Source organism: Acidipila rosea (genome assembly GCF_004339725.1).
GTDB lineage: Bacteria > Acidobacteriota > Terriglobia > Terriglobales > Acidobacteriaceae > Acidipila > Acidipila rosea.
Map to the genome: position 1 here is coordinate 65,841 of NZ_SMGK01000005.1, position 12,062 is coordinate 77,902.

The 12,062-nt window shown below is 60.3% G+C and carries 10 protein-coding genes; 4 read left to right on the forward strand and 6 right to left on the reverse strand.

Annotated features, from left to right (window positions below; all coding sequences use genetic code 11):
• Positions 1–25: 25 nt before the first annotated feature.
• Complete coding sequence (locus C7378_RS14025; RefSeq protein ID WP_131998071.1) at positions 26–1,768, reverse strand: M20/M25/M40 family metallo-hydrolase; 1,743 nt, start codon at positions 1,766–1,768, stop codon at positions 26–28.
• 99 nt (positions 1,769–1,867) lie between these two features.
• A complete protein-coding gene (locus C7378_RS14030; protein WP_131998074.1) occupies positions 1,868–2,464 on the reverse strand; it encodes a thiamine phosphate synthase in 597 nt (198 codons plus the stop codon).
• Positions 2,465–2,591: 127 nt separating this feature from the next.
• On the opposite strand from C7378_RS14030, the gene sthA reads away from it, so the two are divergent.
• The 3 genes from sthA (at position 2,592) to C7378_RS14045 (ending at position 6,610) form a co-directional block, all read left to right on the forward strand.
• On the forward strand, positions 2,592–3,986 hold the full coding sequence (gene sthA, locus C7378_RS14035) for a Si-specific NAD(P)(+) transhydrogenase (RefSeq protein WP_131998077.1): 1,395 nt from the start codon (positions 2,592–2,594) through the stop codon (positions 3,984–3,986).
• Positions 3,987–4,045: 59 nt separating this feature from the next.
• Positions 4,046–4,936 (forward strand): ROK family protein, encoded by an 891-nt coding sequence (locus C7378_RS14040; protein ID WP_131998080.1) that lies wholly within the window; start codon positions 4,046–4,048, stop codon positions 4,934–4,936.
• A gap of 105 nt (positions 4,937–5,041) precedes the next feature.
• The gene (locus tag C7378_RS14045) at positions 5,042–6,610 is read left to right on the forward strand and encodes an AsmA family protein (protein ID WP_131998083.1); all 1,569 of its coding nucleotides are present in this window, start codon (positions 5,042–5,044) and stop codon (positions 6,608–6,610) included.
• A 69-nt stretch (positions 6,611–6,679) separates the two neighbouring features.
• On the opposite strand, the gene galU is transcribed toward C7378_RS14045, so the two are convergent.
• From galU to C7378_RS14060, 3 genes are all read right to left on the reverse strand, one after another.
• Positions 6,680–7,555, reverse strand: coding sequence for a UTP--glucose-1-phosphate uridylyltransferase GalU (galU, locus tag C7378_RS14050; RefSeq protein ID WP_131998086.1), 876 nt, complete (start codon positions 7,553–7,555; stop codon positions 6,680–6,682).
• 85 nt (positions 7,556–7,640) lie between these two features.
• A complete protein-coding gene (locus C7378_RS14055) occupies positions 7,641–9,407 on the reverse strand; it encodes a DUF885 domain-containing protein (protein WP_243648268.1) in 1,767 nt (588 codons plus the stop codon).
• Between the two features lie 91 nt (positions 9,408–9,498).
• Positions 9,499–9,828 carry a PadR family transcriptional regulator gene (locus C7378_RS14060; RefSeq protein WP_243648269.1) on the reverse strand — a complete coding sequence of 110 codons (330 nt, stop codon included), beginning with the start codon at positions 9,826–9,828 and terminating at the stop codon, positions 9,499–9,501.
• 155 nt (positions 9,829–9,983) lie between these two features.
• On the opposite strand from C7378_RS14060, the gene C7378_RS14065 reads away from it, so the two are divergent.
• Positions 9,984–10,841: a transporter family protein gene (locus C7378_RS14065; protein WP_131998092.1), complete on the forward strand. Its 858-nt coding sequence runs from the start codon at positions 9,984–9,986 to the stop codon at positions 10,839–10,841.
• A gap of 121 nt (positions 10,842–10,962) precedes the next feature.
• On the opposite strand, the gene C7378_RS14070 is transcribed toward C7378_RS14065, so the two are convergent.
• The gene (locus C7378_RS14070) at positions 10,963–12,024 is read right to left on the reverse strand and encodes an NAD(P)-dependent alcohol dehydrogenase (protein WP_131998095.1); all 1,062 of its coding nucleotides are present in this window, start codon (positions 12,022–12,024) and stop codon (positions 10,963–10,965) included.
• Positions 12,025–12,062 lie beyond the last annotated feature (38 nt).

A 12,062-nucleotide genomic window follows, 5' to 3' on the forward strand; every position in this document is an offset into this window, starting at 1 on the left:
GCCAGCGCCAACCCTCTGCGCGCCCTTACTTCGGCTCCACGGCTCCCGGGAAGAGCCCCGGCAGCGGAGCATTCTGCTTGTCGCGAAGCTCCGGATGCGGCAGCGGCTTCCGTGGCAGCATCTGGTCGCGCATGGCAGTGTTGTAGACAAAGATCGCCTCGACCACCGCCGCCTGCTTCAGGTCGCCGGGCTGCAGCCGCTCATAGGTATCCATGTTGGAGTGGTGCGTCCGCGTCTCGTAGTCCAGCGGGTCCTGAATAAACTGGAAGCCCGGGATCCCAACAGCGTCGAAGGACAGGTGGTCTGTCCCGCCGGTGTTGCGCATGGAGAGGGTGCTCACCCCCAGGTCCTTGAGCGGCGCGATCCATTGCGAGAAGATCGGCGCCACTGCCGCATTCTCCTGCAGGTAAACTCCACGGATGCGGCCCGAGCCGTTATCTACATTGAAGTAGCCGGAGATCAGCTTCTGCTCCGGTTTGAGCGAGAGAGGCCCTGCAGCTTTGCGCAGGAACTCCGGCATTATCAACTGGTCCGGTGCGGTCGACAGCGGAGCCGAGCCGAAATGGTCGCGGGCGTAGCCCCTGGAGCCAAAGAGGCCCTCTTCCTCGCCGCTCCACAACGCAATGCGGATGGTTCTCCGCGGGTGCACGTCCAGAGCCTTGAGGATGCGCATCACTTCCATGGCAACGACTGAGCCGGCGCCATTGTCGGTTGCGCCGGTTCCTGCGATCCAGCTGTCGAGGTGGCCGCCAACCATCACTACCTGATCCTTCAGCGAGGGGTCCGTGCCTGGGATCTCCGCCACGGTATCGAATCCGTGCTCGTGGTCTCCCGTGAATTTCGTCTCCACGTCCATCTGCAGGCTCACCGGAACATGTGCTTCCAGCAGCCTGTAGACGCGGCCGTAGTTTTCGATCGCCATCACCACCACCGGCACCTTGACCGCGTGGTCTGCCTTGTAGGGCGTGCGTCCCAGCGCCGCGCCGTTATCGTCAAAGAATGTGCCCCCGGAGCCGCCGCTATCCTCGGCGTCGCGACTCGGCCGGATCACCCCGGCGGCATGTTCTTTAGCTAGAAACTCGGCGATCTTCTCTGTGAGCTGATAGCGCTTCATGTACGCCTGCAGCCGCTTCTGGTAATCCGGCCCCGGACCGCCCGCGGTCGGGTACTCTTCCATCTTCTTCAGTTCTTCATCGGTGTAGCGGGTGAAGAGGGGCTTGTCCACGGGAGGCACATCGCGCATCTCGCCCAGCAGCACCATCTTGCCCGCGAGTTTCCCTTTGTATTTGTCAAAATCCTTCTCGTCATTAATCGTGACGATAGTCGCCTCGCCCGTTACCGCCCCGTGGGTCGAGGGCGACCACGGCGTCGCCTGCGCGATAAAGACCGCTGTGTCGGGCGAAGTCATCCGCACCCAGGTGTTCAGCTGCTGCCAGCCCATGCCAAACTCGCCCCAATCCTCCAGGTGGGCATTCACGCAGCCCATCGCCGTCAGCTGGTCCCGCGTCCAGGCGTTCGCCTTGGCCATGTTCGGCGAGCCTGTCAGCCTCGGGCCAATGTCATCGGAGAGCGCCGAGGCGTACTCCATGATGTGGGAGTGCATCAGTCCCTCTTCCCGGATGCGCTGGTACATGGTCAGGTCGAGTTTCTCGACGGCAGGCTGGGGCGCGTCCCAGGGGCCGCTTTCGTCAGCCGACTGGGCAAACGCGCATCCGCCGGCCAGGGCAGCCAGCAATATCAGGCTAAGAGACTGTCTTGCAAAGGGCATAGCAGGTAAAATCCTCCGGAAAACGCCAAGCATATCACGCGTTTGGCGGAGAATCGCCGCGAAAGTGAGGGTCGCGGGCGGTGACTTTCGTGCGGCAGATCACCGCAGCAGAAGCCATCCTTCACCGGCAAAGAGGCGTATTCCCGCCACCCCTGTTGCTCCCGCTTCCATGCAGAGCCGCGCGTTAGCGACGGTGATGCCGCCCAGCGCGTAGACCGGCATGCCATCCGCCACAGCGCACGTCGCTTCAAGCTCCTCAAGCCCGCGTCCGGCGAGCCGTCCGCCGGGCAGCGGCTTCTCAAAGACCGGCGCAAACAGGGCCATCGTGGCCCCGGCCTCGTGTGCCTGTGTAATCTCCTCCGCGGAGTGGCAGGCTACGCTGAGAGTCGCCCCAGGCAGGCGCAGCCGCACTGCGTCGATCTCGTGAAGCCTCTCCCCCGCGAGGTGAATGCCGTCCGCACCCGCTTCCCGGGCCAGCTCCGCCGCGCCGTTCAGCAGCACCCGAGTGTTGGAGTTCTGCTTCCGCACGGCGGCGACAATGGCTTTTGTCAGCCCCCGCAGGACAGCGGGCGAGAGATGCTTTTCGCGTATCTGGATGAAGTCCACGCCGCCCGCAGCCCACCGCGCAGCCTGTTCGATCAGGCGGTCAGCGGGTTCGCGGCCACTGGTTCCGTCGGTGATGGCATAAAGCTGCATCTAAGCCCATTTTAGGCATGAACGATAAGTAGAAACCCCACTTTCAAGCACAGGGCCCCGCACAGAGTTAAAGTGGAGACAGGGGTTTGCTTCTCCGGAAGCTGCTTCCGCACTGAACAACTACGACATGGCTACTTATGATTTGCTAGTAATCGGCTCCGGCCCCTCCGGACAACGCGCGGCAGTCTCCGCCGTCAAGAAGGGCAAGCGTGTGGCGCTCGTCGAGATGCGAAGCGTCGTCGGCGGCGTCTGTATCAATACCGGCACTATACCCAGCAAGACGATGCGCGAAGCCGTGTTGCACCTTTCCGGCTATAACTATCGCTCCATTTATGGCATGAACTACCGCGTCAAGGAAAAGATCACGATGTCCGATCTCGCCTTTCGCGTGCAGCATGTCATCAAGACGGAGATCGACGTCACGGAGGCGCAGCTCTCCCGCAATGGAGTCGAGGTCATCACCGGCACTGCGCAATTTGTCGATGAGCATCACGTCCGTGTGGATGGAATGGGCAGCAGCACCGTTCATGAAGCGGAGAAGATCATCATCGCCGTCGGCACCAAGCCCGCCAGCACGGCCAAGGTTCCCATCAACGGCAAGACCATCGTCAACAGCGATCAGGTGCTCGATCTGGCCAATCTGCCGAAGACGCTCATTGTGGTCGGCGGTGGCGTCATCGGCGTTGAGTACACCTGCATGTTCGCCGCCCTTGGCGTGCGCGTCACTCTGGTTGAAAAGCGTCCCAAGCTGCTTGAGTTCGCCGACCAGGAGATTGTCGAGGCGCTCAGCTATCACCTCCGCGACAGCCGCGTCACCATGCGCCTGCACGAAGAGGTGGAGAGCGTGGAAGAGCTGCCCGACGGTACTGTCGTCGCCAATCTCGAAAGCAAGAAGCGCATCTCCGGCGACGCGCTGCTCTATGCGGTCGGCCGCCAGGGCAACATCGATGAGCTGAACCTGGCCGCCGCCGGTATTGAAGCCGATGCCCGCGGACGCATCCCCGTCGATAAGGACTTCCGTACCAAGGTCCCCAATATCTTCGCTGCCGGAGACGTGATCGGCTTTCCCAGCCTTGCCTCTGTTTCGATGGAGCAGGGCCGCATCGCTGTCGCGCGCGCTTATGGTGACGAGACTGAGCAGTCCAATCCCAGCTTCTACCCCTATGGCATCTACACCATCCCGGAGATCTCCTTCATCGGCAAGACGGAAGAGCAGCTCACCGAGGAGGACGTTCCGTACGAGGTCGGCGTCTCCTACTATCGTGAGATTGCCCGCGGACAGATTCGCGGGGATACCACCGGCCGGCTCAAGCTGATCTTCCACCGTGAGACCCGCGCCATTCTCGGTGTCCACATCATCGGAGAGGGCGCAGCAGAGCTGATCCACATCGGCCAGGCTGTCATGGTCCTCAATGGTACGGTGGACTACTTCATCAACACAGTGTTCAACTATCCCACGCTGGCGGAGTGCTACAAAGCCGCCGCCTTTAACGGTGTGAACCGGCTCGCGCGCTTCGAGTAAAGCTGCGCGGGCACTGGATCTGCCCACCTGAACAAAGGGGCAAGAGAGAAGAGGAGCAAATGGCGAAGACCATTGGCGTTGTCATGGCAGAGCAGGTGCTCGCGGGCTGCTTTGAGGACCATAAGCTTGTCGGCGAGCTCCGCCGCTTTCCCGCGTCTGAAGAAGAAACCGGCGCCCTCGTCGAGCTACCCGTGGACGCGCTCTGCGAGATCATCTGCACCCAGATCGAAGCCCTCGCTACCGATAACGAGATCAGTGCAATTGGTGTCGCGCTGCCGGGCATCGTCCGCAACGGCATCATCGAAGACTCGCCTAATCTTGCCCAGCTCAAGGGAGCCCACATTGCCGCGATGATCAATGCCGGCCTTGCTTCACGGGGCATCAGTCACAAGGTCAGCGTCTTCAACGACGCCGATGCGACAGCCGCCGGCATTGCAGCCACCCGGGGCCAGCTCGACCGCCTCATCCGCGTCTGGACGGTCGGCAACGGCATAGGCTTCGGGCGGTTTCCCTACACCGAGGGTCCCTGGGAGGGCGGCCACACGACCGTTACGCTCGATCCGCGCGAGAACTACTGCGGCTGCGGCGGCAAAGGCCATCTGGAAGGCATCATGGGTCACCGCGCCATGCGCCTCCGCTTTCTTGACATGGAGCCGGACGAGATCTTCGAGGCTGCGAAGCACGGCGACAGGCGCTGCTGCGACTTCGTCGAGCTCTGGCACCGCGCGCTGGCTGCCGCGACTGCAACGCAGATCCATATCGAAGGGCCGGGACGCTTCTATTTCACCGGCCGTGATATCGACCGTCTCGATCTCTCCCGGCTCAAGGAAGTCCTCTATGAGATGGTCAAGATGAGTCCGCTGCAGAGCTACACCGTCGAGCTGATCCCCGAAGATCCGCTTCTCGCTGTTATTGGCGCAGGCACTGCGGCAGAGCACGGAAAGCCGTAACCCATCTCGCGGCAGAGGCCCCTTCCTGCTTCTGCCGTGCTTTCTTCGCGAGCCAGCCAACTCCCTTGGAGCCATTGCGTCTTATTTTTCGTATCGGGCCCCGCTATGGCAGTCGCACCTACCATTCACGTTGAGGACTCTTCAGGAGAAGCGAGGAGCAGCTCGCGCCTGCGGCTCTTTCTCCTGCTCCCTGCCGCGATTCTGATCTGTGCCACTGCGGCGCTCGCTCTCCTCGGCTGGCGGTCCTATGGCCGGGCCAAATTTATTCGCGATCTCGGGCGTAACCTGGCGAGCACCGTAACCGTCGGCTCCTTCCGCCAGGTCTACTTTCCTCATCCGGGGTATATCGCCGAGAACATTGTCCTCACCCATATCGCGACTGGCGATACCCGACCATGGCTTACTGTCCGCCGCGTGACGGTCCGCGGGAGCTACTTTGGTATGCTCACCAGTCCAACCCGTGTATCAAGTCTGGTGGCGGAGCAGCTCTTTCTTCGCATCAATGCAGCTCCATCCCGCAAGGGCAAGCAGATTGGGGCGGAGGGCGGAGGCTGGAAGTCCACGGTCATCGATCACTTCCTCGCCGACGGAGCTGTACTCGAGATCGAGACGGACCCGGCGAAGCCGCCGCTGCGCTTCATCCTGCAGCATCTTTCCCTGCGTTCCATGGGCGGCAACGGTCCGTTGACCTTCCACGCTGCGTTGAGCAACCCGATTCCTCCGGCGCAGCTTCAACTCTCCGGACAATTTGGACCGCTCCAGCTCGGCAACCCCGGCAGTACCCATCTCACCGGCAGCTACTCTCTGCGGCATGCAGACATGGGTGTCTTCCCGGGCATTGCCGGCCAGCTTTCCTCGGATGGAAGATTCGATGGCCCCCTGAATCGCCTTGCGGTGAGCGGCGAGGCCCTGGTGCCGAACTTTGAGGTTAAATCCGCGCACCATCCCCTGCCGCTCAAGGCTGGCTTCCAAACCGTAGTGAACGGCGCCACGGGCGATGTGGTGCTGAAAAGCGTCATCGCACAGCTCGCCCGCACCCGGCTCGAATCGCATGGCGTCGTGGCCGATTCACCCGCGGGCTCCGGCAAGCTCACCACTCTATCGATCAGCTCTCCTGAGGGACGCATCGACGATCTGCTGCGGCTTCTTCTTTCCTCTGCGGTTCCTCCGGCGACAGGGCCCATCCAGTTCCATACCCAGGTCACTCTTCCGCCGGGCCCTCAAGGTTTTCTTACCCGGGTACAGCTGGAAGGCGCCTTCGGGATGGAACACGCCCAGCCGACGCGCCCATCGACCAAGGCAGAGGTAGACCTTCTCAGCGAGCGGGCGCTCGGCAATAAAAATACTGACCTTGATTCGGTTCAGTCTGATTTGAGAGGGCAGGTCAAGCTGCAGAGTGGCGTCGCAACCTTCAGCAGTCTGTCATTTGCGGTGCCTGGAGCGCATGCCAGACTGCAGGGCTCCTACAGCCTGCTCAACTCCCAGGTGGATCTGCGCGGCAACTTGCGGATGCAGGCCACAGTCTCTCAGGCCACCACCGGGTTCAAATCCATCTTGCTCAAGATCGCTACACCTTTTTACAAGCGTAAACACGCAGGTGCACAGATTCCGGTGAGCATTGAGGGAACCTATGCGCACCCGGTATTCACGGCCGGCCCGAAGGCGAAGAGATGAAGTTTTCGGCGTGACAGCAGTCGATCGCTGGAGAAAGCAAGATGGCTTCCTCCAGCGATCGATTTCTTCCTAGAGCGACAGCGACTTCAGATACTCGCGAAACTTCTCGCCCATATCTTCCCGCTTCAGCGCAAAATCAACCGTAGCCTTCAGCATGCCGAACTTGTCGCCTGCGTCGTGCCGGATGCCGTCAAAAGTGTAGCCATAAACCTTCTCCGTAGCCAGCAGCGCCTTGATGCCGTCGGTCAGCTGCAGTTCGCCGCCTGCGCCGAGTGGCGTCTTTTCGAGTAGCTCAAAGATCTTCGGCGTCAGAATATACCGGCCAATAATCGCGTTCTTTGACGGCGCATCGGCCAGCTTCGGCTTCTCAACCATGCCTGTCACGTTGAACAGCTTGGGGTTGGTGCTGTCCGGCGTGCCTTCGAGCACTCCGTAAGCGGAGATCGCCGGGCCGTCCACCTCCATCGTCGCCAGGATGGAACTCTGCGTCTGGTTATAGACGTCAATCATCTGCTTGAGGCAGGGAACCGGCGCATCGATTACATCATCGGGCAGAATCACCGCAAAAGGTTCGTCGCCGATCAGCTCCCTGGCCATCAGCACCGCGTGGCCCAGGCCCATCGCCTCCTTCTGGCGAACATAGGCCAGCTTGACCATGTTCGATACCTGGCGGCTCAGCGCCAGCAGCTCTTTCTTGCCCCGCCTTTCGAGCGTTGCCTCGAGTTCAAAGCTGATATCGAAATGGTCTTCGATCGCAGACTTGCCGCGGCCCGTAACGATAATGATTTCTTCGCAGCCCGCTGCCAGCGCCTCTTCGACACCGTACTGGATGATCGGCTTATCCACCAGCGCAAGCATCTCTTTGGGAATGGCCTTGGTTGCGGGCAAAAAGCGGGTGCCCAGTCCTGCTGCCGGGAATACTGCCTTGCGTACCTTTTTCGTCATTCAGCTTCCTTCGTCTGTCTCAAAAAATAATTTCCACTTCGAGTTGCTTCGTACTGCTGCCACCGCTTTGAGATGCAGATTTATCTCAAAGCGTCGGCGAGTTGTCACCCAGAAACGCTCGTCTCACAATCTTGATCGGTGCGCCTCCCTGACGCATGAAATCGTCGTGAAATTTTTGTAGTGAAAAATCCTTGCCCTCCTTTTTCTCCACATCCGCGCGGAGCTTCATAATCTCAAGCTTGCCCAGCGTGTAATAGAGATAGGTCGGATCGGAGGTGCCGCGCTTCGTCTCCACCAGCCCCACTGATGGCGACTGGTAGCCGTCCGTCACAAAGAACTTCGCCGCATCGTCAAAGCTCATCTGGCCTGTGTGCAGCTTGATGCTGACCACAAACCGCGCGTCCCGCAGCAGGGCATCCTGCAGCTGCCCCAGCCGGATCAGCTTGGCCTCGCGTGCATCCTTCGCCCCCGTGCCCGGCTGCCCGTAGCCTTCTTCGAGCATCATCTGTTCGCAATAGTGCGCCCAGCCCTCGACGTTTGTGTTCGCGTTGATAATCTTCCTCACCTGGCTCAGCGCAGCGTTATTCACCCAGAGGAATTGAACATAGTGCCCGGGATACGCCTCGTGAACCGACGTGCTCACAATTGTCCCGACATTGAACGCCGACATGTGCTCGGCGATGTGCTCCGCCGACCAGGTCCTTTCCGGCAGCGTCACGTTGAAATAGGCGGTCTTCGAGTGCGTCTCAAACGGCCCCGGCGGGTCCATCGAGGCCTGCGTCGTCGCCCGCATGAAGGGCGGCGTCTCCTCGAGTGTAGGCCGCACATCCGAGGGGATGGTGATGATGTGCTTCTGCTGGATGAACCCGATCAGGCCGTTGAACGTGTCCTGAAAGCTCTGCAGCAGGTGATCCGGAGCAGGGTGTATCGTCGCCAGCTCCGCGAGCACTTCCTTCGGTGTCTTCGACGGATCCACTTCCTTCGCGATACGTTCAAACTCGGCCTGGTTCTTATGCATATCGGCATAGGCAATCTCGACCAGCTTGTCGAGCGGCGTGTCCACCATCTCGTCATACTTCAGCTTCTTGGCAAAGGTGTCCGCTCCCAGCCTGAAATCGCCATGGGAACGCGGCAGCAGATCTGCCTTCAGCCAGTGCTGGTAGCTGACCAGCGCTGCGATCACTGCTGCATTCGTCCGCTTGAACTCCGCCTTGAGCGACGGATCAGTCGCATCTGTGAAGGCTGACGGCACATCGTGCTCAAAGAAGCCAATGATGCCCGGCAGCTGCTCCAGTGCAATTTCCGTGGAGATCTGTGCTGGATTTGAGAGGTTTACCCGCGCCGCCTGTAGGTCCGCCGGCATCAGCTTTTCGCGCGCAATCAGTGACCGCAGCCGCTCGTTCGCCGGTGCAAACTTGCGCTCCATCAGCACGAACGCGCTGTTGGTCAGGTCGCTGGAGTAGTGGTCCGGGTCCTTCTGCCAGGGGCGGATCGTCTCCAGCGTCAGCAGCCGGCTTGCGATCTGGTTGCGCACCATCTGCAGGTCGCCCTGCGTCGGCTGGTTCAGCGGCGCCATCGGTACGGCGTCGAACTCGTCGGCAAACTTGTGCAGCGCTGCTGTCTCTGCATCGATTCCTGCCCGGCTGAAGTCCTCAAGCTGTGCATCGTACTTGTGCAGCCCGTCCATCGTCCCTTGTGTGGGCTGATACTTGAAGTAAGCTTCCTCGAAATACTTCGCCGCCAGTGTGCGAAAATCCGCGTCCGCTGCCTTTGCAGTCTGCGCCGCCATCGTGCCGCCCGCCCCCATCATGCCCCCACAAACCAGCAGAACCGCCGCCGTCCATTGCCTCATCGAGCCCTCGTATCTTCCAGGTGATTGCTAACAATAGTAATGCCGTGGAGAGATTGGGGGTACCGGATACTTTCCTGTCTGGCTTGACTGCTTAGCTGGCCGCAGGGCCATCGCTGCCGGGCGAGATCTTCCGCGGATGCTCTTCATGCAGTTCGTGGTGCAGCTCGTCCACCTTGACGGTGGCCTTTTCCAGGGCCTTTCTGCCAGCGGACGTGATCTTATAGAGGCGCCGTCTGCGTCCTTCAACTGTTTTGAGCGAAGACTTCAAGAGGCCGTTGCGCTCCAGACCATGCAGCAGGGGGTAGAGCGTTCCCGGTCCAATGCGGTATCCGTGATGCCCTAGCTCCTCCATCATGGCCAGCCCAAAGATGGGCTCATGCGCGGCGTGCACCAGCACATGAATCCGTATCAGTCCGAACAAGAGTTCCCGCTGTGCTTTTAACACACGATCAATATATCGTTCCCGGCTCAATATCGAATTGCCTGGTATCGAAGTTCGATATAACCTGTCCGAGATGAAGATTCGCGAGTGGAAAACCTCAGGGCTCTTGCCGGAGGGCCGGGAGGACTGGATGGATGAACGGCAAATGTTCAGGCTCGATGTTGTGCATCCTCCTTTTGCTCGCCGTGTCGAAGCTCCTGGCGCAGGGTCCTCCTTACCAGACCGATGATCCGGTCCCCGTAGACCTGCACCATTACGAGTTCTACATCTTCGGCAACACAGACGGGACGCCGGTGGAAACCGATTCCACGGGACCGGCTTTCGAGTTCAACTGGGGAGCGATTCCCAGAGTTCAGCTTCACGCGATCCTGCCCTGGGGCTCCATTAACCCATCGAACAATCCTGTCTATCTGCCCGCAGGGACTGGCCCCAGCGCTTTTGGTCTCCTTGATACGGAGTTGGGGGCGAAGATCGCCTTCATCAAGGAGACAAGGTATTCTCCCCAGATCGGCACTTTCACGATGTTTGAAATTCCGACCGGCAGCTACGACAAGGGACTAGGCGTGGGGAAGGTCTGGTACAAGGTTCCCCTCTGGCTGCAAAAGAATATAGGGCACTGGCTCCTGGATGGCGGCGCCGGTGAAACGGTGGTTCCGCAGACTCAATACCGTGACTTTCCGTATGGCGGATTCCTGGCTAAATACACCTTCGGGGAGCGGCTGGAGTTAGGCGGCGAGCTCTTTGCTCATGCTCGCGAGGGCTTCGCCACTCCGCAGACGGAGGCTTCGGCGATGATCGACATGGGCGGCTCCTACCACCTCAGGCATCATCCCGGTGAACAGTTTCTGTTCTGCTATGGCCACTCCGTTGCCGGGCAAACGGAGAACTATGCCTACGTCGGCATGTACTGGACATGGGGCAAAGACAACAGGAAACCGGACGCGGGTGATGCCTGGTTGCGGTCACCTGCGCGCGCGACTGGATTTCCCTGACCTGCGGCTTCAGCCCAGTTCTGGGGTCATCTCGATTCGTGACCCAAAAATAGACCACAAAAAAGCGCGGGCAGAGATTGTTCCCTGCCCGCGCATTTTAGAGCCAGTCCTATCGCGCGAATCAGCCCTGCTTCAGGCTCTTCATGTCAATCACGAAGCGGTATTTCACATCGCTCTTGAGCACGCGCTCGAACGCCTCGTTGATCTTGTCTATCGGGATCACCTCAACATCCGCCGTGATGTTGTGCTCCGCGCAATAGTCCAGCATCTCCTGCGTCTCGGCCATGCCTCCAATGATGGAGCCGGAGAGAGTGCGCCGCTTGAAGAGCAGGTTACCCATCTCGATCGTTGGCTGCTTGTCCGGCAGTCCTACCTGGGCCATGGTGCCGTCGCGCTTCAGCAGCGCAAGGTAGGCATTCATGTCGTGCGGCGCTGAGACCGTATCCAAAATGAAGTCGAAGCTGTTCGCATGCGCCTTCATGGCCTCCGGATCCTTCGAGAGCACCACTTCATCTGCACCCAGCCGCTTTGCGTCTTCGGTCTTGCTCAGCGAGGTGGTGAACTGCACCACATGCGCGCCGAACGAATGTGCGAACTTGAGCGCCATGTGCCCAAGGCCGCCGAGCCCGACCACGCCCACCTTCTGCCCCTTGCCGACCTTCCAGTGGCGCAGCGGCGAATAAGTGGTGATTCCGGCGCAGAGCAGGGGCGCCACGCCCGCCGGGTTCAGTTTCGGCGAGACCGAGTGCACGAAGTCCTCATGCGTCACGATGTTGTTTGAATAGCCGCCGTAGGTCATCTCGCCCTGCTTGTCCGGCGTGTTATAGGTCTGCACCATGCCGACTTCGCAGTACTGCTCCTCGCCCGCCTTGCAGCTGGCGCACTCGCGGCAGGAGTCGACAATTACGCCCACACCGGCCAGGTCGCCGACCTTGAACTTCTTCACCGCGCTGCCGACCGCCGTCACCTTGCCGACAATTTCGTGGCCCGGCACCATGGGGTAGTTCGATCCACCCCACTCATTCCGCGCCTGGTGAATATCCGAGTGGCAGACGCCGCAGTATTCGATCTCCACAACCACGTCATGCTCGCCGGGCGACCGGCGTTCAAAGCTGAAAGGGGCAAGGGGCTTGGTGGCTGAGTGTGCCGCATAGCCGTGAGACTTGATCTTCGATTCCGCCATATTTCCTTGAAACTCCATGGATTGATTTTTTAAAAGGC